Below are 22,541 nucleotides of genomic sequence, written 5' to 3'. Positions count from 1 at the left end.
CGAAGTGATTGTCGCGCAGGAACTCTAGCGGCTACTGGGCGTATCCCGGATGGTCGATCGCCAACCGATGCTCCACCAGGGTGTACAGGCAGGCGGTGAGCGCCTCAGGCCGGTCGTCGAGGTCGCCGGCCCGGATGGCGGCGGCCAGCTCGGCCTCGTCGGCGAAACCCAGCCCGGCCAAGGCCTCGACCACGACGCCACCGGCGGTATCGCGCAACTCCCGTTCGACGATACGCAGTGCGTTGGCCGCCACCCGGGCGTGGAACCTGACCTGGCCGTCGTTGGCGGCATCGCCGTCGCGGTTCACCAGCGCGGTGTCCAGGAATTCGGTGACAGCTGCGACGAGTTCGGCCGCGGTGGGGCGGCGTCCGGCGCTCATGGCCGCACTCCATCGAGCAGGCGCAGCACGTCCCATTCGGATTCGGAGACCCGCCGACCGATGGTCGCCAGTTCCACCGAACGGGTTTGGCCACTGAGGTGACGCTGTGCCTGGTAGCGGCAGATGATGCCCCATCGCAGCGTGCCCAGCAGTAGCCACCAGTCGAACCGATCCGGGTCGACGGCACAGTCGCCGCCGGCCTGCTCATAGGCGGTCAGGAAGGCGTCGATATGGCCGAGCCCACCGGCGGCGCGCTCCAGGGGCGCACCGAACCGCCAGGCCCGGAGACAGAACCAGGCCAAGTCCTCACACCCGTCGCCGAGGTGCACCAGCTCCCAGTCCAGCACGGCGGCCAGGTCACCGTTGCCGGAGACCATCAGATTGCCCATCCGGAAATCGCCGTGGACCAGCTGCTTCGGCACCGGCGATGGACGATCGGCGGCCAGCCGCCGAAACGCCCATTCGAAGGCAGCGGTGGTATCGGGCATGGTGTCGAGCTGGGCGCGGCACGCGGCCAACTGATCGTCGGTGCTCAGCGCGATGCCACTCGGATCGGCCCGGTGGATGGCGCTCAGCGCGCGCGCACACTGGTGCAGCAGGTGTTCGCGTCCGGCGTCATCGAGCTGGCGCTCGATGCGGCGAACCACCGTCTCGCCGTCGATCAGGTCGCAGATGAGGTACGGATTCCCCAGTGCTGCAGGGGAATTATCGGCGAGTAACACGTGCGGAACGGGAGCGCCGGCCTCGCCTGCGGCGCGCTGGGCCTGCGCCTCGAGTTCCATGCTGGCGTAGAGCTCCTCGAGCGGCCCGGTGCGCAGAATCAGTGACCGGCGTTCCTGGTTGTCGGCGACGGCATCGAAAGCCCAGGTGATGCGGCTGGCGCCGCCGGTCAGGGCGCGCAGGCCCTCGACCGCGACGGGGCCCATCACCGGCGTCAGCACATCGGCCAGCCGATCGGCGAGCTGGTCGGCGGTCATCGCCGGCGGTCGAACCCGAACAGGCGCTGGGCGACCCGACGGATCTGGATCTCCTCGGCGCCCTCGGTGATCCGGTATCGGCGGTGATGCCGGTAGATGTGCTCGAACTGCTCGTGGCGGGTGTAGCCGATTCCGCCGTGGATCTGAATGGCGCGGTCGGCGGCTTCGCACACCAGCCGGTTGGCGCGGTAGTTGGCCATCGACACCTTGTCGGAGACCTCCAGGTGGTGGTCACGGTCCAGGTGCCAGGCCGCATAGTTGACCAGCAGTCGCACCATCTGGGCCTCGGTCTGCAATTCGGCCAGCGGCCACTGCACCGCCTGGTTGACCGACAGCGGCTTGCCGAACACGATGCGTTGCCGGGCGTACTCGGCGGCGCGGTCGATGCAGTACTGCGCGGCGCCCAGGCTGGAGGCGGCCTGGCGGATCCGGTTTTCGTGCAGGAAGGTCTGTGCCACGTCCAACCCGCCGTCGACTTCGCCGAGCACCGCTTCGGCCGGAACTCGCACGTTGCGCAGTTCGACCTCGCCATGGTCGGTGGGCATGTTGAAGGTCCACCAGTAGAACGGGATGGTGAAGCCCGGGGTGTCGGTGGGCACCAGGAATGCGGTGATGCCCCGCGCCGAACCCGCCTCGCCGGACGTGCGGGCGAACACCAGATCGTGGGTGGCCCGATGCACTCCGGTGTTGAACCGCTTGGCACCGTTGATCACCCAGGTGTTGCCGTCGAGTTCGGCGCGGGTTTCCAGCCACGTCGCATCCGAACCATGGTCGGGTTCGGTCAAGCCGAAGGCCATCGACCGCTCGCCGGTGATCATCGCCTCGGAGAACTCGCGGCGCTGCTCGTCGGTGCCGAACCGCTCCATCATGATCACCTGCGGGAAGTTCCCGACGATCGAGGACTCGTCCTGCAGATCGTTGTGCAGGCCGAGACCTTTGTGCGCCAGATGTTCCCGGATCACTGCCATGTCGACGTTGGTTCCGTTTCGCCCGCCCAGCGAGGAGGGCAACCCGTACCGCAGCCAGCCGGCGGCGTCGGCGCGGCGGCGCATCTCATCGAGCAGTTCTTCCCACTCACGCCGCGGGATGCCGCCACGTTCCACGTCGGTGCGGGCGAACTCGCGCCGGTGGTCGAAATACTGCATGTTTTCGGCCTGCAGCGGTGCGATCTCGCGTTCGATGAAGTCGTCCATCTCGGCGAGCACACCGGGAAGATGTTCGGGCAGTGTGAAATCCATGGCGATTCCTTCAGTTGTCAGTGATCACGGCCGTACAGGGTCTTTCTCCAGATGGTCGACAGCGTCTCGATTGCCTCGCTGTCACTGATCCGCCATCCCGGCCCGGACGGGCCGACGAACACGACGGTGAAATTCTCGAACAGTAGCGCGATGGCCGCCGCGATGTGGTCGGGATGGAGCTCGACTCCATAGCCCTGCTGCTGTGCCCGCCGCACCGAGGCGGCGACGATCTCCATGCCGAACCGGCGGAACTCGTTCTGCAGCGCGGCGAATCGCTCGCTGGTCGCGGCCAGCTGCGCGACTGCGATCATGACGCCGATGTTCGGCTTGAACATGGCCCAGTAGGCGCTGACCACCGACGAGAAGAACTCGGTGTCCTCCGGAGATTCCGGCAGTCGCATCTTGAGGCCGGAGGGCTCGACCACCTGGGTGAGAAACGACTCGGCCAGCGCGGCCAGCAGCTCTTCCTTGTCGCGGAAGTACCGGTACAACACGGCCGGGGACTTTCCGGCGGCCGACGTGATGTCGGCCAGTGTGGTGCCGTGAAACCCACGTTCGGCGAACAGTTCTCGGGCGGCCTGCTCGATCGCACCACGCGTCAGGCGCCCCTTGGAACTGAGCTCACGCTGGGTCGACATCGAGGCTCTCAGACCCGCTTCCGGTCTCCGGCGGCCAGCAGGGCGCTGGGTAGCCCGTGGCCGACGACGGTGCTGGCCACGCCGGCCGCGGTGATGGCGGCATCCAGATCGATTCCGGTGTCGATGCCGCAGTCACCGAGCAGGTACACGAGGTCTTCGGTGGCGATGTTGCCGGTGGCACCCGGGGCGAACGGACAGCCGCCCAGGCCGCCGGCTGAGGCGTCGAGTCGGGTGATTCCCGCCTGAATCGCCGCGTAGGCGCAGGCCAGCCCGGAGCCGCGGGTGTTGTGGAAGTGCGCTCCCAGGGGGATGTCGCCGATGATCGGCTGCACCGCCGCGATCAGGTCGGTGACGCGCCGGGGAGTGGCGGTGCCAATGGTGTCGGCGATGGCCAGCCGGTCGATTCCGAAAGCGGTCGCCGAGGCGACGATGTCGGTGACGCGGCCGGGCTCGGTCGGACCGTCGAACGGGCAGTCCCAGGCCGTGGCGACGATGACCTCCACCGAGGCGCCGGCGTCGTGGGCGATGCCGGCGATGTCGGTGATGGCTGCGACAGCCGCTGCCGTGGGGCGCCCGACGTTGGCGGTGCTGAAGGCATCCGAGGCGCACACCACGTACTCGATGGACTTCAGGCCGGCGGCGACCGCCCGGGCGGCGCCACCGGGGCTGGCGACCAGTGCGGAGAACTCGAGTTGGGGGTAGCGCCACAGCTCGGCGGCCAGCTCGGCGGCATCGGCGAGGGCCGGGACTTTGGTCGGGGAGACGAAGGAGGTCACCTCGACTTCGCGAACGCCGGTGGCGGCGATGGCGGCCAGCAGTTCGAGCTTGGCGCTCAACGGGATCGGTGCTTCGATCTGCAGACCGTCGCGCAGCGCGACTTCGCGGATCGCGACCTGGGCGGGCAGTGTGCTCACAGCACCCCCTCGGTGCGTAGGGCGTCGATCTGCGCGCTGGTCTTGCCGAGCAGGCCGGCGTAGACCTCGTCATTGTGCTGGCCGGGCCGGGCCGATCCGGCGTTGCGGATGGTGCCGGGGCTCTCCGAGAGCACGGGCATGACGCCGGGTCCCAGCACGGTGCGCTCGGCGCCTTCGTCCCAGTGTTCGGCGAGCATGCCGCGCGCCCACAGTTGCGGGTCTTTGACGACCTCGGCAACGGTGTTGATGGGCCCGGAGATCACGCCGGCGTCGCTGAGCGTCGCGATGATGGCATCGGGCGCCCGCTGCGCCGCCCACTCGCCGATGATCGCGTCCAACTCATCCTGATTGCGGCCGCGGGCCCCGTGATCGGTGAACCGCGGGTCGGTTGTCAGCTCGGGGCGCCCCATGGCCTGACACAGCCGGGCGAACACGCTGTCCTGGTTGGCGGCGATCACCACCCAGCTGCCGTCGGCCGACTGGTAGATATTCGACGGGGCGATCCCTTCCAGCCGGGTGCCCGACGGTCCGCGGACCACGCCGCCGACGTCGTAATCGGGGATGGTGGATTCCTGGATGGCCAAGCAGGATTCGGTGAGGGCGACGTCGACCACCTGGCCTTGGCCGGTGACCGTGCGACGGTAGAGGGCGGCCAACGCACCTTGGGCGGCGAACATGCCCGCGAGGCTGTCACCGAGAGACAGGGCCAGCCTCGGTGGCGGGCCGCCGGGAAAGCCGTTCATGTGCCGCAGCCCGCTGGCCGCCTCAGCGACCGAGGCGTAACCGGCCTTGTGTGCATCCGGTCCGGTCTGTCCGTAACCGGAGACCCGCACCAGGATGATGCCCTTATTGCGTTGACGCAGGATGTCGAAGCCCAGCCCCCAGCGCTCCAGCGTGCCGGGCCGGAAGTTCTCCACGACGATGTCGGACTTGTCGATGAGCTCCAGGAACAGCTCGCGGCCGCGCTCGGTACGCAGGTCGAGGGTGACGGCCTTCTTGTTGCGGGCGTGCACGGTCCAGAAGAAGTGGTGCCCGTCGAGCTCGGCCTGTCCCCAGGTGCGCAGCGGGTCGGGTTTGCCGGGCAGCTCGATCTTGATGACCTCGGCACCCATGTCGCCCAGCAGCCGCCCGGCGAACGGCCCGGAGATCAGCGTGCCGAGCTCCAGCACCCGGATGCCGTCCAGCGCACCAGCGGTGTTCATGCCGACGAGCCTACGAAATCGTGCTGGGCCAGCCAATCAGTGACGATCGTTACGGCCTGTCGCAGCGCGTCACGCTGATCCGGCCCGGCGTAATAGTGGTTGGCTCCGGGGATCTCGTGCATCGCCTTGTCGCTGGTGCCGATCGCCTCGAAGAGCCGGCGGGTGTGACTCGGGGTGCAGGCGTCGTCGGCCAGATTGCCGATCACCAGGGTGGGCACCGCGATGTCTGCTCCGCAGTCCAATCCGTCGCCGTGGGCGTCGTCGTAGCTCCACTGCGACAGCCAGCTGCGCAGCGTGCAGAATCGCGCCAATCCGACCGGGCTCATGTTCACCACCGCGGGCTCGCCCAGATAGCAGCTGCCGGGGGTGCGATCGTTGGGATCGACGGTGGGATCCAGCCAGCGCGGGTCGGCCATGGTGCCGTGTACGACGAACCCGAACTCCTGATCGGGCAGGCCGGCCTCGGTGTACTCGGCCAGCTTCGCCTTGACCCAGGCGGTGATCCGGCGGTTGCGGGCGATCTGGGCCGCCCGGTAGCGGTCCAGGAACTCCGTGCTGTAGGGCGGCTGGTTGGGGTTGTCCGGGTTGTAGAGGTCCAGTTCCGGGTCGCGTTTGGTCGGGTCGGACTCGTCGAGGATGGACGCGTCCAGCCACTCGGTCAGCGTGCCGTGGCGGCTGATGTGGGCGGCCAGCAGCATCACGCCGTCGGCCGGGATCAGGTTCAGTTTGGTGAGGTCGGGGCCGTCACCGGACGGGCTGGCCGTCACCGTCGGGTGCTGTGCCTGCTGTTGGTAGAACAGTGACAGCGAACCTCCGCCGCTCCATCCGGCCAGCACCACCTTGGCGTAGCCGAGCCGGTTCTTGGCGTCGGAGATGCACTGACCGAGGTCTTCGACCACCTTCTCCATCAGCAACGCCGAGTCGGTGCCGCGGAATCGGCTGTTGCAGTAGATGACGTGGTGACCGGCGCGGGCCAGCGCATTGACCATCGGAAGGTAGGCGCCGCCGCCGATCGGGTGCATGAACACCAGCACGGTGTCGCTCGGCGCATCCTTCGGCTTCAGCAGGTAGCTCTCCAACACCACCAGCTCGGCGACTCCGCCGTAGACGTCACGGACGCCCGAGTTGTTCTGGTAGGCGATCAGGTAGGGGATTCGGTCGTAGTCGTGCTTGGCGGTCATGCGTGCTGTCCTAGGTCGGCGGCCAAAACTTCGGGGGAGGGGATGAGGCGGCGCCGGGTGTCGATGGCGATGACCTGCCAGTCCACCCGCTGATAGTCGTCGAACTTCCGGCGCGCGCGCTCGCGGGCCTTCTCCGGTGCACCGTGATGCACGCCCTGCGGGGCGTGGCTGATCAGTCCGGGTGGCATCGGAATCCCGTAGAGCGAACCGCCGTGGAAGAAGGCGATTTCGTCGTAGTCGACGTTGCGGTGATACCACGGTGTGCGTTCGGTGCCCGCCACCCCTTCGGCGGGTTTGGGCAGGAAGTTCATCACGTAGACCCCGGTGGCCTGCATGAACAGGTGCACCGTCGGTGGCAGATGCACGCTGTCAGACGTCACCACGTTGTAGTCGGCGATGTTGAACGAGAACGCGAAGTTGTCGCCGCGCCAGCCCTTGACGTCAATCGGATTGTGTTGGTAGTGAAGCGTTGTCGGGCCGCCGTCATGGATCAGCCGGACCTCGTAGCTGTCCCGCCCATCGTCGTCGATGGGGGCTGGATCCGGGATGACGATCAGGGAAGGGTCGAACGGGAAGTGCCGGCCCAGCGGACCGGGCGGTGGAACCCGGAACTCGTCGGTGGCCTCGATCATGAGCAGCGTCGTTTCGGCCGCGGGTAGTTGTCGCCAGGTGGTCGCTTTGGGCAGGTAGAGCCAGTCGCCCTCGCGGTAGTCCAGTGGGCCGAACTCGGTTTCCAGCTGTCCGGACCCGGCATGGACGAAGCAGAGCAGGTCGCCGTCGACGTAGCGGATGTGAAACGGCATCGGGACCGAGCGCCGCGACAGCCGGATGCGGCAGTCGGCGTTGCTGAACAGCAGCAGCGGATCGCCGGCGGCGTCGGTGGCGTCGGTCGGCTGCAGGAGCGCGGCCAGCACATCGACGGGCCGCAGTGGTCCTTCGGCACGGTAGGCGGTCGGGTCGTTGCGCCGGTACATGTTGGCGGTGCGGCCGATGAAGCCACCGCGGCCGAGTTCATCGTCCTTGAGGCCGTCGAGGTCGGCGTGCAGGCGATGCGGAGTGGTGCCTTTGCGCAGGTGGACGAAGGATTCCATCGGCGACTCCCGGGGATAGGCGCAAGAAAGTAAAAGTAATATTACTTTTTGTTTATCTCCGGGGCAAGTGCGCGAGCAGACGCAAAAGCCCCCATTCCGGGCGGGAGATGGGGGCCTGTGCGTCTGCTCGGCGGGAAGGGGGCGGGTGCGCTACTTCAGCTCGGCCGAAGTCAGGCCCAGCAGCCGGCGGGCCACCACCAGCAGCTGAATCTGCTGGGTGCCTTCGAAGATGTCGAGGATCTTCGAGTCGCGGCTCCACTTCTCCAGCAGCATCTGCTCGGAGTAGCCCAGGGTGCCGGCCATTTCGACGGCCTTGAGGGTGATGTCGCTGGCCACCCGGCCGGCCTTGGCCTTGCCCATCGACGCCTCTTTGGAGTTGGGGATGTTGTTGTCGGCCTGCCACGCCGAGCGCAGCGTCAGCAGGTTCGCCGACTCCCAGTCGGCCTCCATGCGCAGGAATTCCGCGGCCGGTGCGCTCTGGGCGTGGGCCGGCTTGTCGTAGGAGATCTCGATGCCCGCGGCGGTGAGCATCTTGCGCAGCTCTTCGAGTGCGGCGCGCGCGACCCCGACGGCCATCGCGGCCACGATCGGCCGGGTGTTGTCGAAGGTCTCCATAACCCCGGAGAAGCTCTTCTCGGTGTTGATCTCCGGGCTGCCCAGCAGGTTGTCCTTGGGGATGCGGGCATTGTCGAACCGGATCACCGCGGTGTCGGAGGCCTTGATGCCGAGCTTGTGTTCAAGGCGCTCGACGATGACGCCGGGGTGCTCGCGCGGCACGATGAACGACTTGATGGCCGCCCGCCCCAGCGCCTTGTCCAGGGTGGCCCACACCACGATGTGGGTGCAGCGCGATCCGGCGGTGACGAAGATCTTCTCGCCGTTGATCACGTACTCGTCGCCGTCGAGGGTGGCCGTCGTGGTGACCGCGGCCGAGTCGGAGCCGAAGCTCGGCTCGGTGATGGCCATGGCGGCCCACACCTTGCCCAGTCGGGCGAGCTGCTCGTCGGTGGCCACGCCGGAGATCGCCGCGTTGCCGAGGCCCTGATAGGGCACCGACAGCATCAAAGCCACATCGCCCCAGCTCATCTCGAGCACCTGCAGCATCGCCGCCATGTTGGCCGCGTTGCGGTTACCGGTCTGCTCGCCGGTGTCGCGGAAGGCCTCGGCGCCGGCCATCGCATTGCCGCCGGCCCCGGAGACTCCGTCGAACAGGGTTTCCAGTGTGTCCAGCTCGACCGGGTAAGCGTGCTCGCGCTCGTCGTACTTGCGCGAGATGGGGCGCAGCATCTCGGCGGCCCCGGCATGGGTCATCTCAATGACTTCCTGCAGCTTGCGGGGCAGTTCCAGATTGATTGCCATGATCAGACTTTCGTGTTCGCAGCGGAGTTTGCTTGATGTCTTCGATGACTCAGATGACCAGGACGCCCTCGGCGACACCGAGTGCCCGCAGATCGCGGTACCAGCGCTCGACCGGGTGTTCCTTGGTGTAGCCGTGGCCGCCGAGCAGTTGCACACCGTCCAGGCCGATCTGCATGCCCTTGTCGGTTGCGATGCGCTTGGCCAGCGCGGCCTCCCGGATGAAGGGCAGGCCCTGCTCGCAGCGCGAGGCACCGCGCCAGGTCAGCAGCCGCAGGCCGTCGAGTTCGATGGCGATATTGGCGCACATGAACGCCACCGACTGGCGGTTGGCGATCGGCTCTCCGAACGCCTCACGCTCCTTGATGTAGGGCATCACATGGTCGAGCACCGCGTGGCTGGTGCCGACCGCCAGTGCGGCCCAGCCCAGTCGGGACAGCGCGATGGCCTGCGAGTAGTCGGAATCGGTTGCGGCTTCCTCGCCGAGGCGGGCGCTCAGCGGCACCGACACCTGGTTCAGCTCGAGCTGGCCCAAGGCGGCGGCGCGCAGGCCCATGCTGGGGTCGGCCTTCACCGTCAGGCCGGGCGTCGAGGACTCGACGATGAACAGCGCGGGCTTGCCGTTGAGCTGGGCGGCCACGATGAACAACTCGGCGTCGGCGGCGGCCACCACCAACGACTTCACGCCGTCGAGCCGGTAGCCGCTGGGGGTGCGCACCGCGGTCGTCTTGAGGTTGGTCGGGTCGAACAACGGCTGTGGCTCGACGATCGCGACACAGGCCTGCGGGACCTTCTCGCCGGCGAACTCGGGCAGGTAGGTGGCCTGTTGGTCGGCGCTGCCCCAGTGAGTCAACGCCGAAGCCACCCCGCCGGGGGCCAGGATCGGCAGCGCCAGGCCCATGTCGCCGTAGCCCAGCGCCTCGGCGACCAGCACGTTGGTGACCGCGGAACGGTGTGCGGCGATCCCGTCGAAGTCCTCCGGGATGTTGATCGCCGTGATGCCCAACTCGGCCGCCTTGCCGAGCAGCTCGCGCGGGTAGTCGAGGGCTTCGTCGGCGTCGTGGGCGGCCGGGCGCAGCAGCTCGGCCGCGAACTCCTCGACCGTGTCGATGATCATCTGCTGGTCATCATCGGGGGTCAGGTCGAAGTAGTCGCCACCCTTGCTTCGGGCGGGGGCGCCGAGCCGGGCCGGGGCCTTGCCCAGGCCCTGGACCTTCTTGAACTGGCGGGTGGAGGCTCCGGCGACGGAGAACACCGTCTTGACGCCGTAGTTCAGACCTCGGTTGAGCGGTTGCCGCAAACCGTAGCGGTCCAGAAATTCCTGGCTGACCAGTGGCGTGACGAATGACAGTGCGGTTGCGATCGGGCTGCGCTTGTGCGGAACCGACCCGACGCCGCTGGCGCGGCTGTTCAACCGAACCTTTGAGCCGTTGGTGGCGGGAGCGATATCAGTCATGTCAGAGCCTCACTCGATGGGAAGGTATCGATGAGACCACCTTACTCCGAAGTAAGATGACTCAGAAGTAAGGTGTGACCAAGTCGTCAACGGCCCCCGCCGGACGCCCGCCTATTCCGGGGCCAAAGCCGCCAAAACCTGCTGGTGCAGGGCGGGGTTGGCGGCCACCGCGCAGTTGCCGTGCGGGCCCGGGTTACCGGCCAGGTCGGTAAACACCCCGCCCGCTTCGCGCACCAGGATGTCGACGGCCGCCAGATCCCAGACCGACACTGCCGGCTCGATGGCTGCGTCCACAGCTCCCTCGGCGACCAAGCAGTACGCCCAGAAGTCGCCGTAGGAGCGTGCCCGCCACACCGCCTCGGTCAGCCCCAGGAACTGCTCCCGCAGGCCGCGCGCGGCCCAGTAGGGCAGCCCGGCGAACGTCAGGCTGGAGGAGCCCAAATCGGCCACCGAGGAGACCGACAGCGGCCGGGCCGGGCCGCCGGCGACGGACCCGAACGCGCCCTGACCGCGCGTCGCCCACCACCGCCGGTGCAACGCCGGGGCGCTGACCACCCCCAGAATCGGGACGCCGTCTTCAAGCAACGCGATCAGAGTGGCCCACACCGGCACCCCGCGCACGAAGTTCTTGGTGCCGTCGATCGGGTCGATAATCCATTGGCGCCCAGTGAAAGTGGCGGTGCCACCGAATTCCTCGCCGAGGATCTGGTCGTCGGCACGCTCGGCGACCAGGACCTCGCGCAGGGCGGTTTCCACCGCTTGGTCGGCGTCGGTCACCGGGGTCAGGTCGGGCTTGGTGTCGACCCGCAGGTCAAGCGCACCGAACCGCGCCAAGGTGATTTCGTCCGCCCGGTCGGCCAGGCCCAGGGCCAGGGTCAGGTCTTGATGAAGCTGCGAGTCGCGATTGTCGTTGATCTGCGCCATGGCGAAAGTCCTACCATGACCACATGTGGGAGTTTGGGGCACTGCTGTTGCTACTGGCGGTTCTGGCGGTGTTCCTCGCGCCGCGTTTTCTGCGCTCGGGGCCGGGCTCGGGCGCCCAAGACGGCACCGTGCTGGTCACCGGCGTCAGCCCGCGGCCCGAGGCCACCGGCCCGCAATACGTCACCATCACCGGTGTCCTGCATGGGCCCACCGTCGATGAGCACGAGGTCTACCAGCGCTACGCCGTCGATGTCAGCAAATGGCCGAGCGTGGGCGATCTACTGCCGGTGCGCTACTCGCCGCGCAATCCGGACAACTGGAATCTGATCGGGCCGATCGGCGACTGACGTTCCCGGTCAGTGCGACTGCGACTCCGGCAATGCCACCGGGTAGGACGTCAGGCCCGCGTCATCACAATCCGGGCAGGAGTCGGTCGCGCCCGGTCCGTGCCCGACCCGCAGCATCTCGGCGACGTTGGTCAGCTTGACCCGGGGGCGGCCGTGCGGCTCGCCGGTGGAGCGCTCGTGGGTATCGATCAGCTGCCAGTGCTCGGCGGTGACCAGTTCCGGCTGGCGAGACAGCAACCAACGGTGCAGTTGCGCTTCATAGTCGGCGTCGACGTCGGGTAGGCCGCCTTGCGCTGCCCGGGAGGCCAGATCTGCGGCGAGCGTGTCGACGGTGGCCTGCGAATCGCTCTTGTTGGAACCGATCACCCCGGAAGGTCCACGCTTGATCCATCCGACCACGTACTGATTGCTGGTGCCTTCGATGCGGCCGTCGGTGTGCGGAATGGTGCAGCTGCGATCGTCGAACGGCAATCCCGGCATCGGAACCCCGCGATACCCGACGGAGCGCACCACCAACTGGGCCGGCAGAACCTCGCGCTCACCGGTGTCATTGGCGCTGACCCAACCGTTCTCGTCGGTCGTCAGCTCGTTGCGTCCCAACACGATTTCCTCAACCCGGCCGTTGCCGCGGATCTCGATCGGTGACGTGCAGAACCGGAAGACGATCCGGCGGTGATCAGGACGGGTTTCGCGCCCGACGTAGGTGCGCAGCACTTTGACGTTCTGCCGGGGATGCTTGGCGGCCGCCTCGATGTCCTCGTCGGTGATCCCGGCGAACTCGGCGGCGTCGATCACCACGTCGACGTCGTCGAGACCCTTCAGGTCGCCGAGTTCGCGTAGCTCGGGGCTGGTGAACGTGGCCTGCAGCGGGCCGCGCCGACCGACGATCACGACCTCCTCGACACCGCGCGGGCCGAGCAGATCCAGCGCGTGGTCGGCGATGTCGGTGCGGCGCAGTTCGTCGGGTTGACTGACCAGAATGCGGGCCACGTCCAGGGCCACATTGCCGTTGCCGACCACGATGGCGCGCTTGCACGTCAAGTCGGGTGCATGGTCGGCGAAGTGCGGGTGGGCGTTGTACCAGCCGACGAAGTCGACCGCGGCGACGCTGCCGGGAAGGTCCTCCCCGGGAATGCCCAACTGCCGATTCGACTGCGCTCCGATTGCGTAGATCACCGCGTCGTAGCGCTCGGCCAGTTCCTCGGGCATGACGTGCTCGCCCACGGTGACGTTGCCGTAGAACCGGAATCGTGGATCGGCGGCGGTCTTCTCGAACTGGGCGCTGATCGACTTGATCTTCGGGTGATCCGGCGCCACACCCGAGCGCACCAGGCCCCACGGCGTCGGCAGCATCTCCAGCATGTCGACGCGCACGTCGACCTCACCGCCGGCAGCAAGCTTGAGCAGCGATGCCGCAGCGAAGTAGCCGGAGGGACCGGAGCCGACGATGGCCACGTGGTAGGGCCGCATCCTCGAACCTTCTTTCGGAGTCGGAAGTCGTTCATGCACCCGCGTAACCCCGATGCTAGAGGTCGCACGCCAATGGCCGCCGGTAACCTCGATAAACGTGGAACCAGACCGCCAGCCCGATATCGATGCCCTCGACGCCACCTTGACCACGGTGGAGCGGGTGCTCGATGTCGACGGCCTGCGCCGCCGTATCAGCGATCTCGAACGCGATGCATCCGACCCGAACCTGTGGGACGACCAAGCCCGCGCCCAGAAGGTGACCAGCGAGTTGTCGCATGCTCAGGCCGAGCTGCGCCGGGTGGAGGAGTTGCGCCAGCGCGTCGACGACCTTCCGGTGCTCTACGAGTTGGCGGCTGAAGAAGGCGGTGCTGACGAGGTCGCCGAGGCTGACGCCGAACTGGCCCGGCTGCGCGAGGACATCGACGCGATGGAAGTCCGCACCCTGCTCTCGGGGGAGTACGACGAGCGCGAGGCGCTGGTCACGATCCGCTCCGGGGCGGGCGGCGTGGACGCCGCGGACTGGGCCGAGATGCTGATGCGGATGTACATCCGCTGGGCCGAGCAGCACAAGTACGGCGTCGAGGTGTTCGACACCTCCTACGCCGAAGAGGCCGGGATCAAGAGCGCCACCTTCGCGGTGCACGCCCCCTTCGCCTACGGCACCCTCTCCGTGGAGCAGGGCACCCACCGTCTGGTGCGGATCAGCCCGTTCGACAACCAGGGGCGCCGGCAGACGTCGTTCGCCGAGGTCGAGGTGTTGCCGGTGGTGGAGACCACCGACCACATCGACATCCCCGAGGGCGATGTGCGGGTCGATGTGTACCGCTCCAGCGGGCCGGGCGGACAGTCGGTGAACACCACCGACTCGGCGGTGCGGCTCACCCACATCCCCACCGGGATCGTGGTCACCTGCCAGAACGAAAAATCGCAGTTGCAGAACAAGGTTTCGGCGATGCGGGTGCTGCAGGCCAAGCTGATGGAACGCAAGCGATCCGAAGAGCGAGCCGAGATGGACGCGCTCAAAGGCGATGGTGGCAGTTCGTGGGGCAACCAGATGCGCTCCTACGTGTTGCACCCCTACCAGATGGTCAAGGACCTGCGTACCGAGTACGAAGTCGGCAACCCGGCCGCGGTGCTCGACGGTGACATCGACGGATTCCTCGAAGCCGGAATCCGGTGGCGCAACAGGCCGGAAGGCGACTAAGCGGATGGTCTTGGCTTTCTCTCCGGGGCAGCGCTGGCATGACTTGTGGCGCGGTGAGATCGGCGAGTGGGTCATCACCAAGGGCTTGCGAATCGTCCTGCTGCTGATCGGGGCGGCGCTGGCATCGCGGTTCATCACCTGGGCGGCGCGCCGCGTCACCCGGCGGCTGGAACGCGGCTTCGCGGCCAGCGACGCGCTGGTGCGGTCTGAAGCCTCCAAGCACCGCCAGGCCGTTGCCTCGGTGATCTCGTGGCTGTCGGTGGTGCTGCTGTGCGTGATGGTCGCCGTCCAGATCACCAGCATCCTCGACGTTCCGGTCGGCTCCCTGGTGGGGCCGGCCGCGGTGCTCGGTGGCGCGATCGGTTTCGGCGCCCAAAAGCTGGTGCAGGACCTGCTGAGCGGATTCTTCATCATCACCGAAAAGCAGTATGGCTTCGGCGATCTGGTGCAGCTGTCCATGGTGGGAGCACCGACCGAAGCGCTGGGGACGGTCGAGGAAGTCACGCTGCGGGTGACGAAGCTGCGCACCCCCAACGGCGAGGTCTACAACGTGCCGAACGGCAACATCGTCCGGTCGCTGAACTTGTCCAAGGACTGGGCGCGCGCCGTCGTCGACATCCCGGTACCCACCACCGCCGACCTGACCCGCGTCAACGAGGTGCTGCACCAGGTGTGTGAGAACGCCCGCGAGGCCGACGCTCCGCTGCGGGACCTGCTGTTGGACCAGCCGTCGATCATGGGCGTGGAGAGCATCGAGCTCGGCGTCGTCAATCTGCGGATGGTGGCTCGCACCCTTCCCGGGAAACAATTCGAGGTGGGTCGCCGGCTGCGCATCCAGGTGGTGCGGGCTCTGGCGGCGGCCGGCGTGGTCACCGCCGGCGATGTGAAGCCGGTGGAGACACTGTGAAACTCAGCATCAGAAAGCCCGACGACGTTCCGGAGAAGCCAGAGGTGGCAGACGGCAGGCGACTGAAACTGCCGGCGCATCTGTTCGGCGGCCGGGTCCGCACGTCCACGGCGGCGCTGATCATCGCCTTCGTCGCGGTGTGGTGGGTCTACGAGACCTACCGGCCGGAGCCGACGCCGCCGCCCGCCCCGCAGGTGGTGCCGCCGGGATTCATCCCCGACCCGGCCTACACGTGGGTGCCGCGCACCAAGCTGCAACAGCCGCCGGTGACGGTCACCGAGACCGTCACACCGACACCAACCACCACCGAGGCGCCCGCCCCGACGGAGTCGCCGGCCGGTGCACCGCCGCCGGCGCCGGTGCCGGGATTCCCGTTCTGTCCGCCGCTGTGTCCGCCGCCCGCTCCGGCGCCGCCGGAGGAAGCCGGACCGGTCCCACCGGCTCCCGAGGCGCCGCCGGATGTTCGCCAGCCCGTGCCTGTGCCGCCCACACCCGCGTCCCCGCCCGGTCCGGGCGCCTCACCCGGCTAAACTTCGTGCCGTGATGATCACGCTCGACCATGTCACCAAGCAGTACAAATCGTCGGCCCGTCCGGCGCTGGACAATGTCAATGTCAAGATCGACAAGGGCGAGTTCGTGTTCTTGATCGGGCCGTCCGGCTCCGGCAAGTCGACGTTCATGCGGCTGCTGCTGGCCGAGGAGACACCCACCTCGGGTGACATTCAGGTGTCGAAGTTTCACGTCAACAAGCTGCCCGGCCGCCACATCCCCAGCCTGCGGCAGGTGCTCGGATGCGTGTTCCAGGACTTCCGGTTGCTGCAGCAGAAGACCGTGTTCGAGAACGTCGCGTTCGCGCTCGAGGTGATCGGCAAGAAGCCGGAGATGATCAACCGGGTCGTTCCCGAGGTTCTGGAGATGGTCGGGTTGTCCGGCAAAGCGAACCGGCTGCCCGGTGAGCTGTCCGGTGGTGAGCAACAGCGGGTGGCGATCGCCCGGGCCTTCGTCAACCGGCCCCTGGTGCTGCTGGCCGACGAGCCGACCGGAAACCTGGACCCGGAGACGAGTGAGGACATCATGGATCTGCTGGAGCGGATCAACCGCACCGGAACCACGGTGCTGATGGCGACCCACGACCACCACATCGTCGACTCGATGCGCCAGCGCGTCGTCGAACTGTCACTGGGTCGGCTGGTGCGTGACGAACAGCGCGGTGTTTACGGGATGGACCGCTGACGTGCGCTTTGGATTCCTGTTCAACGAAGTCCTCACCGGCCTGCGCCGCAACGTCACCATGACGGTGGCGATGATCCTCACCACGGCGATCTCGATCGGGTTGTTCGGCGGCGGCCTGCTGGTGGTGCGCCTGGCAGACCAGTCCCGCAACATCTACCTGGACCGGGTGGAATCGCAGGTATTTCTGAACCCCGACGTCGCTGCCGACGACCCGAACTGCGAAGGCCAGGAGTGCAAGGCGCTGCGCGAGCAGATCGAGACCCGCGATGACGTGAAGTCGGTGCGCTACCTCAACTCCGACGACGCTTATGCCGACGCGATCCGTAAGTTCCCCGAGTTCAAGGACGTGGCGAGCAAGGATTCCTTCCCGGCGTCGTTCATCGTCAAGCTGGAGAATCCGGAGCAGAGCAAGGATTTCGACGCCGCGATGCAGGGCCAGCCGGGTGTGCTCAGCGTGCTCAATCAGAAGAAGTTGATCGACCGGCTGTTCGCCGTGCTCGACGGCCTGAGCAGTGCTGCGTTCGCGGTCGCCCTGGTGCAGGCGGTGGGGGCGGTGCTGTTGATCGCCAACATGGTTCAGGTCGCCGCCTATACCCGGCGCACCGAGGTCTCCATCATGCGTCTGGTGGGTGCCAGCCGCTGGTACACGCAGCTGCCATTCCTGGTGGAGGCGGTACTGGCCGCGACGGTGGGGGTGATCATCGCGATCATCGGGTTGATCATCGTGCGAGCGGCGTTCCTCGACAATGCGCTCAGCCAGTTCTATCAAGCGCATCTGATCGCGCGGATCGATTACGCCGACATCCTCTACATCTCGCCCATCCTGCTGCTGTTAGGCGCGGCGATGGCCGGAGCGACCGCGTACGTGACGCTTCGGCTGTACGTGCGGCGGTAGCGATGGCTAAGAAAGCGGCGGACAAGGGCAGCAAGAAGAAGCCGGACAAGCAGATCGTTGCGTCGAATCGCAAAGCGCGCCACAACTACTCGATTCTCGACGTGTACGAGGCGGGCGTGTCGCTGGTGGGCACCGAGGTGAAGAGCCTGCGGGCCGGGCAGGCTTCACTCGTTGATGCGTTCGCCACCGTCGATGACGGCGAAGTGTGGCTGCGCAACATGCACATTCCCGAATACCACCACGGGACGTGGACCAATCACGAGCCGCGACGCACGCGCAAGTTGCTGTTGCATCGACGCCAGATCGACATGCTGATCGGCAAGATCCGCGACGGCAACCTGACCCTGGTGCCGCTGTCGGTGTACTTCACCGAAGGCAAGGTCAAGGTCGAATTGGCATTGGCACGCGGTAAGCAGGCCCACGACAAGCGGCAGGACCTCGCCAAGCGTGATGCGCAGCGCGAAGTGACCCGTGCGCTGGGCCGGCGCGCCAAGGGCATGTGACCGGCGCCGTCCTGGCGCTGTTGTCAGCGGCCGGTTTCGGGGTCAGCGATTTCGCCGGTGGCCTCGCCGCGCGTCGCGTACCCGCCCTGCGGGTGGTGTTGGTGTCCTACCCGGTGGCGCTGGTGTTGCTGGGCACGCTCGCCATCGCGGTGGGCGGACCGATTCCGCCGGGCGCGATCGGCTGGGGACTGGCCTCCGGAGTCGCGCTGGGGCTAGGCGGCTGGTGGTTCTACGCCGCGCTGGGTGCCGGGCCCATCGCGGTGGTGTCTCCGATTTCAGCGGTGCTGACGGCCGGGGTTCCGGTGGGGATCGGCTTGATCCAGGGGGAGCGGCCCGGCACGGTGGCCGACGGCGGGATCGTGCTGGCACTGCTGGCGGTGGCCCTGGTGAGCCGGCAGGCCACCGACGAGGACGTCCGGCCGCACCGCTTCACCCGCAAGGTGGCTTGGCTGACCGTGGGCGCCGGTATGGCGTTCGGGTTGGACTTCGTGTTCATCCACGAGGCGCCGGACGACTCCGGGCTGTGGCCGTTGGCGTTCGCGCGGGTGGCCGCCGCGGTGCTGGTGTTCACCGCGGCGACCGGGGCGCGTGAGTTGCGGTTGCCCACGGGCAGGCCGTTGAGGCTGGCGCTGGTGGCGGGGCTGTCGGACACCGCAGCCAATGTCGCGATGCTGCTCGCGCTGCGCGGTTCGGATCTGGCGTTGGCCAGCGTGCTGATTTCGCTGTTCCCCGCGGTGACGGTGGTGCTGGCCATCGTGGTGCTGCGCGAGCGGGTGCACCGCGGACAGGTGCTCGGCATGGTGCTGGCGGCGGTGGCGGTGGCAATGATCACCGCGCGGTGACGGTGCGGCGCCGATGGAATGAACGGGCGTCGGTCTGTCGTTGGAACCGCGTACCATGAAGTGTCCGCCGACGGTCGGCGGCAATCACCCAAGACAGGGGGCTGAAAGGTTTCGACTGCGTGTGTCGAATCAAGGGAAGCGTGCCGGTGCAGGCAGGAGACCACCGTTAAGCGTCGCTGTAACCAAGTAAGCGCCAAGGTTGCACTTACTCCGGCTAAGGTCGCTCTTCAGAGCGACTTCGCTCTCGCTGCCTAAGCGATAGCGGGCCTGTCAGACCGGGACCTCCCTCGGCCCGGACCCTGGCATCGACTAGAGGGATCCACCGATACGTCCGGTCGCGGGATTTATCGGGACACCAACAGCGACTGGGATCGTCATCTCGGCTGGTTCGCGTGACCGGGAGATCCAAGTAGAGGCATAGCGAACTGCGCACGGAGAAGTCTTGAGGGAATGCCGTAGGACCCGGGTTCGATTCCCGGCAGCTCCACCGAAGCGGGACGGGCCAGGACGAAAAGTCCTGGCCCGTCCCCGTTCCAGCTCAACCTCAACCGAGGCACCTGGCGCTCGCTTACACCTGCACGGTGGCGATTGCGCCGATGAGATGATCCGCTGGGGCTTATCCTGTTCGCGTCCCGCCCTGTGGCGAGGCCTCGATCGTGATGTGTGCCAGCGCTGCGCACCGTCATGCGCTCACGCGAAATCGAGTGGACATCTGTCGCGTTGAAAGCTCGGCGCACAAGGAAGTAGGAACGGTGTTGACCGAGATGACGCGCAGATGACCGACGGCGCAGCCGACGCACGAGGACGCCTGCTGGGAAAGTCGGCGGTGATCACCGGGGCAGCCCTTGGCATCGGTCGGGCCACCGCCGTGCTCTTCGCACGCGAAGGTGCGCGTCTGGTCGTGACTGACATTCAAGGCGAGCCGCTACTGGCGCTCGCCGAGGAACTGCGGCACACCGGGGCGCAGGTTGAGACCGTCGTCGGCGACGTCTCGGTCCAGAGCGACGCGGAACGAATGATCGGCGCGGCGATCGACCGCTTCGGACGGCTCGATGTGCTGGTCGCCAACGCCGGCATCATCCCGCTCGGCGATGCGCAAGAAGTGACCGCCACCGACTGGGACAACGTGATGGCCATCGATGGCCGCGGCATGTTCCTCACGTGCAAATACGCAATCGAGGCAATGCTGCCAACCGGCGGCGGCGCGATCGTGTGCCTCTCGTCGATCTCGGGACTGGCCGGGCAGAAGCGACAGGCGGCCTACGGGCCGGCCAAGTTCATCGCCACCGGTTTGACCAAGCACTTGGCGGTCGAGTGGGCCGACCGGGGAATCAGAGTCAACGCCGTTGCCCCCGGAACGATTCGCACCGAGCGAGTCAAACGGTTTCCGGAGGAGCCGGGAGGCTCAGAGTATTTGGCGGCGGTCGAACGCATGCACCCGATGGGCCGTATCGGCGAACCGGCCGAAGTTGCCAGCGCCATAGTCTTCCTCGCTTCCGACGATGCCTCCTTCATCACCGGCGTCGTGTTGCCCGTCGACGGGGGCTACCTCGCCCAATAGCGCTCTCCCCGTTGGTTCCACCGATAGAACACCGGCACTTTCATGAGGGGAGATCGGCGGTCCAACCCGCGATATGCGTTGCCTTGGATAGTGGAGTCCTAGTGCGGCGTCAGACCGGCCACGTAATAGCAGGGCCAGACCTTCTCCCCGGGAAGCCCCGGCCTGGGCATGGCGCCGGGCGCGAACCATTCGGGACCGGTGCTGTACATCCAGCAGTTCTTGTCCGCCAGGTCGCCCTTCTTGGAGGCATCGTTGTTGGTGGGGTTGTTCGGCGGGTTGGCGTTGGACGGGTTGTTGTTGGATGGGTTGTTGTCGGGAGCATCGGGCCGCGGCGGCGAGAATCCCTTCTGCTGCTGTTCGTCCTGCTGTTCCTGGTTCTCGGCCGGCTCCTGCTGAGTTGAGGGCTCCGGGTCGGCCCAGGCCATCGGTGCACAGGCGAGGACGATGCCCGCGGCAGCCCCGGCCGAGACGGCTTTGGCAGTGGTGACGACGAAGCGCCCAACCCATCGGCGAGAACGCGTCCATACCCAATCAGTCATCGGCCTCTCCAGTCCCAGCGTGACGATCTGCTGATTTCGCACAGTAGGCGACTTCGCACCGATCGGATACAGGGATTTCCCTGTACTCCGGGCGCCTCGGGCAAAGTTTCCGCGACGGTTGACCTTGACAAATTCCCAGGCAGCAACCGACGATCACCTACGGCGAGGTCACAGCCTCCCCGCAGGATCTGAATTGGAGCGCGACATGACCGCAGTGCAATCCAGGGCCGAGTCGATGATCACCGTGCACAACCCCGCTACCGGGGCCGTGTCGGGCACCGTGCCGATCGACGATCCCCAGACGGTGGCCGCCAAGGCAGCCCAACTGATTTCAGCCCAACCGGAGTGGGAGGGGCTCGGGCCGAGCGGGCGCAAGCGGTGGTTGTTGGCCTGGCAGGACTGGATCCTGGACCACGCCGATCACATCACCGAGGTGTTGATCTCCGAGACCGGGAAGTCGCACGTCGACGCCAGCGTGGAGGCGGTCGCCACGGCAGACGCCATCGGCTACTGGGCCAAGAACGCCAAGGAGTTTCTCGCCGACCGGCATCCCAAGGCGCACAGCCCGCTCTATCGCGTCAAGCGGTTCACCACCGCCTACCGTCCCTACCCGCTGGTCGGGGTCATCACGCCGTGGAACTTCCCGTTCGCGATGCCCGGCCTCGACATTCCGCCGGCTTTGGCGGCCGGCGCGGCCGTGCTGCTCAAACCCTCCGAAGTGACGCCGCTGTCGGCGGTCGAGTTCGTGCGCGGTTGGGCCGAGATCGGTGCACCGCCGGTGCTCGGCCTGACCACCGGCTACGGCGACACCGGCCAGGCGCTGATCGAGCACGCCGACTTCCTGCAGTTCACCGGGTCGACGGCCACCGGGCGCAAGGTCGCGGTGGCGTGCGCGCAACGGTTGATTCCCTACGGTCTGGAGCTCGGCGGTAAGGACCCGGCGATCGTGTTGGCCGACGCCGACCTCGACCGCGCCGCCAACGGCATCGCGTGGGGCGGGATGTTCAACTCCGGCCAGGTCTGCGTGTCGGTGGAGCGGGTCTACGTCGAAGCGCCGGTCTATGACGAATTCGTCGCCAAGCTGGCGGCCCGGGTCGGTGACGTGCAGCAGGGCCAGGACAAGGACACGGGCGCCATGGCGACCGCGGCGCAACGCGACATCGTGGCACGCCATGTCGACGAGGCGACGGCCGCGGGTGCTCGAGTGGTCGCAGGCGGCAAGGCGACCGGTGTGGGAACCTACTTCGCCCCGACCGTGATCGCCGACGTCGACTCGTCCATGACGTGCATGACCGAAGAGACCTTCGGGCCGACCCTGCCCGTCATCAAGGTCGCTGACGAGACCGAGGCCATCCGGCTGGCCAACGACTCACCGTACGGATTGTCGGCCACGGTGTGGACAGGCGATAGGCGCCGCGGCGAGCGGCTGGCGCGTCGGCTGGAAGTGGGCGCGGTGAACGTCAACGACGCGTTGGTCAATGTCTTCTGTCCGGGGCTGCCGATGGGCGGCTGGAAAGAATCCGGCATCGGCTACCGCGCCGGTGGCGCTTCCGGAATCATCAAATATTGTCGGCAGCAAGCGATTACGTCGCCGCGGCTGCCCACTCAGAAGTCCGAATTGCTGTGGTACCCGTCGTCGAAACGCCGGATGGCGATCGCACTGGGGGCTGTCTCTTATACACAT

General features: G+C 67.1%; 23 protein-coding genes and 1 other RNA gene. 11 read left to right on the top strand and 13 right to left on the bottom strand.

The window, feature by feature from the left end:
- Positions 1-31: 31 nt before the first annotated feature.
- The 11 genes from LI94_RS22975 to hisN form a co-directional block, all read right to left on the bottom strand.
- Positions 32-379, bottom strand: coding sequence for a DUF6285 domain-containing protein (locus LI94_RS22975; protein WP_024442469.1), 348 nt, complete (start codon positions 377-379; stop codon positions 32-34).
- Positions 376-1,356: a phosphotransferase family protein gene (locus LI94_RS01620; protein ID WP_046300087.1), complete on the bottom strand. Its 981-nt coding sequence runs from the start codon at positions 1,354-1,356 to the stop codon at positions 376-378. The genes LI94_RS22975 and LI94_RS01620 overlap by 4 nt, the downstream gene beginning before the upstream one ends.
- Positions 1,353-2,594: an acyl-CoA dehydrogenase family protein gene (locus tag LI94_RS01615; RefSeq protein WP_024442471.1), complete on the bottom strand. Its 1,242-nt coding sequence runs from the start codon at positions 2,592-2,594 to the stop codon at positions 1,353-1,355. Before LI94_RS01615 ends, LI94_RS01620 begins: the two co-directional genes overlap by 4 nt.
- A 17-nt stretch (positions 2,595-2,611) precedes the next feature.
- A complete protein-coding gene (locus tag LI94_RS01610; protein ID WP_046300086.1) occupies positions 2,612-3,232 on the bottom strand; it encodes a TetR/AcrR family transcriptional regulator in 621 nt (206 codons plus the stop codon).
- An 8-nt stretch (positions 3,233-3,240) separates the two neighbouring features.
- Positions 3,241-4,146, bottom strand: coding sequence for a hydroxymethylglutaryl-CoA lyase (locus LI94_RS01605; RefSeq protein WP_024442473.1), 906 nt, complete (start codon positions 4,144-4,146; stop codon positions 3,241-3,243).
- Entirely contained in the window at positions 4,143-5,348 is a 1,206-nt protein-coding gene (locus LI94_RS01600) for a CoA transferase (protein WP_024442474.1), read from the bottom strand. The genes LI94_RS01605 and LI94_RS01600 overlap by 4 nt, the downstream gene beginning before the upstream one ends.
- Complete coding sequence (locus LI94_RS01595) at positions 5,345-6,529, bottom strand: alpha/beta fold hydrolase (protein ID WP_024442475.1); 1,185 nt, start codon at positions 6,527-6,529, stop codon at positions 5,345-5,347. Before LI94_RS01595 ends, LI94_RS01600 begins: the two co-directional genes overlap by 4 nt.
- A complete protein-coding gene (locus LI94_RS01590) occupies positions 6,526-7,620 on the bottom strand; it encodes a homogentisate 1,2-dioxygenase (protein WP_046300085.1) in 1,095 nt (364 codons plus the stop codon). The genes LI94_RS01595 and LI94_RS01590 overlap by 4 nt, the downstream gene beginning before the upstream one ends.
- Before the next feature lie 150 nt (positions 7,621-7,770).
- Positions 7,771-8,979 (bottom strand): acyl-CoA dehydrogenase family protein, encoded by a 1,209-nt coding sequence (locus LI94_RS01585; protein WP_046300084.1) that lies wholly within the window; start codon positions 8,977-8,979, stop codon positions 7,771-7,773.
- A gap of 49 nt (positions 8,980-9,028) precedes the next feature.
- Positions 9,029-10,432 (bottom strand): acyl-CoA dehydrogenase family protein, encoded by a 1,404-nt coding sequence (locus tag LI94_RS01580; protein ID WP_046300083.1) that lies wholly within the window; start codon positions 10,430-10,432, stop codon positions 9,029-9,031.
- 111 nt (positions 10,433-10,543) lie between these two features.
- A complete protein-coding gene (gene hisN, locus LI94_RS01575; RefSeq protein ID WP_046300082.1) occupies positions 10,544-11,356 on the bottom strand; it encodes a histidinol-phosphatase in 813 nt (270 codons plus the stop codon).
- A 23-nt stretch (positions 11,357-11,379) separates the two neighbouring features.
- Between hisN and LI94_RS01570 the strand changes: the two genes are divergently transcribed.
- A complete protein-coding gene (locus tag LI94_RS01570) occupies positions 11,380-11,703 on the top strand; it encodes a hypothetical protein (protein WP_024442480.1) in 324 nt (107 codons plus the stop codon).
- A gap of 9 nt (positions 11,704-11,712) precedes the next feature.
- Here the strand turns inward: LI94_RS01570 and LI94_RS01565 are convergent, their stop codons facing one another.
- Positions 11,713-13,173: an FAD-dependent oxidoreductase gene (locus LI94_RS01565; RefSeq protein WP_082105626.1), complete on the bottom strand. Its 1,461-nt coding sequence runs from the start codon at positions 13,171-13,173 to the stop codon at positions 11,713-11,715.
- Positions 13,174-13,270: 97 nt separating this feature from the next.
- On the opposite strand from LI94_RS01565, the gene prfB reads away from it, so the two are divergent.
- The 9 genes from prfB to LI94_RS01525 all read left to right on the top strand — a co-directional run bounded on the left by prfB (position 13,271) and on the right by LI94_RS01525 (position 20,318).
- Positions 13,271-14,377: a peptide chain release factor 2 gene (prfB, locus tag LI94_RS01560; protein ID WP_024442482.1), complete on the top strand. Its 1,107-nt coding sequence runs from the start codon at positions 13,271-13,273 to the stop codon at positions 14,375-14,377.
- Positions 14,378-14,381: 4 nt separating this feature from the next.
- Positions 14,382-15,284, top strand: a complete 903-nt coding sequence (locus tag LI94_RS01555; protein WP_024442483.1) for a mechanosensitive ion channel family protein — start codon at positions 14,382-14,384, stop codon at positions 15,282-15,284.
- 44 nt (positions 15,285-15,328) lie between these two features.
- The gene (locus LI94_RS01550) at positions 15,329-15,814 is read left to right on the top strand and encodes a hypothetical protein (RefSeq protein ID WP_239651130.1); all 486 of its coding nucleotides are present in this window, start codon (positions 15,329-15,331) and stop codon (positions 15,812-15,814) included.
- 13 nt (positions 15,815-15,827) lie between these two features.
- Positions 15,828-16,517 (top strand): cell division ATP-binding protein FtsE, encoded by a 690-nt coding sequence (ftsE, locus tag LI94_RS01545; protein ID WP_024442485.1) that lies wholly within the window; start codon positions 15,828-15,830, stop codon positions 16,515-16,517.
- 1 nt (position 16,518) lies between these two features.
- Entirely contained in the window at positions 16,519-17,412 is an 894-nt protein-coding gene (gene ftsX, locus LI94_RS01540) for a permease-like cell division protein FtsX (protein ID WP_046300081.1), read from the top strand.
- Positions 17,413-17,414: 2 nt separating this feature from the next.
- Complete coding sequence (gene smpB, locus LI94_RS01535) at positions 17,415-17,915, top strand: SsrA-binding protein SmpB (protein ID WP_024442487.1); 501 nt, start codon at positions 17,415-17,417, stop codon at positions 17,913-17,915.
- Positions 17,912-18,757: a DMT family transporter gene (locus LI94_RS01530; protein ID WP_192830887.1), complete on the top strand. Its 846-nt coding sequence runs from the start codon at positions 17,912-17,914 to the stop codon at positions 18,755-18,757. Before smpB ends, LI94_RS01530 begins: the two co-directional genes overlap by 4 nt.
- A 97-nt stretch (positions 18,758-18,854) precedes the next feature.
- Positions 18,855-19,247, top strand: a transfer-messenger RNA (tmRNA) gene (gene ssrA, locus LI94_RS22075).
- A 285-nt stretch (positions 19,248-19,532) separates the two neighbouring features.
- On the top strand, positions 19,533-20,318 hold the full coding sequence (locus LI94_RS01525; protein ID WP_046300080.1) for a glucose 1-dehydrogenase: 786 nt from the start codon (positions 19,533-19,535) through the stop codon (positions 20,316-20,318).
- A gap of 98 nt (positions 20,319-20,416) precedes the next feature.
- Here the strand turns inward: LI94_RS01525 and LI94_RS01520 are convergent, their stop codons facing one another.
- A complete protein-coding gene (locus tag LI94_RS01520; RefSeq protein WP_125078215.1) occupies positions 20,417-20,857 on the bottom strand; it encodes a hypothetical protein in 441 nt (146 codons plus the stop codon).
- Positions 20,858-21,062: 205 nt separating this feature from the next.
- Here LI94_RS01520 and LI94_RS01515 point away from each other — a divergent pair.
- On the top strand, positions 21,063-22,541 hold a 1,479-nt coding region (locus LI94_RS01515), incomplete at its 3' end, for an aldehyde dehydrogenase family protein (RefSeq protein ID WP_046300079.1).

This window comes from Mycobacterium sp. UM_Kg27 (assembly GCF_000972905.1).
Classification (GTDB): Bacteria; Actinomycetota; Actinomycetes; order Mycobacteriales; family Mycobacteriaceae; genus Mycobacterium.
The sequence above is the reverse complement of the archived record's forward strand: the minus strand, read 5'-3'. Positions and strand labels throughout refer to the sequence as shown.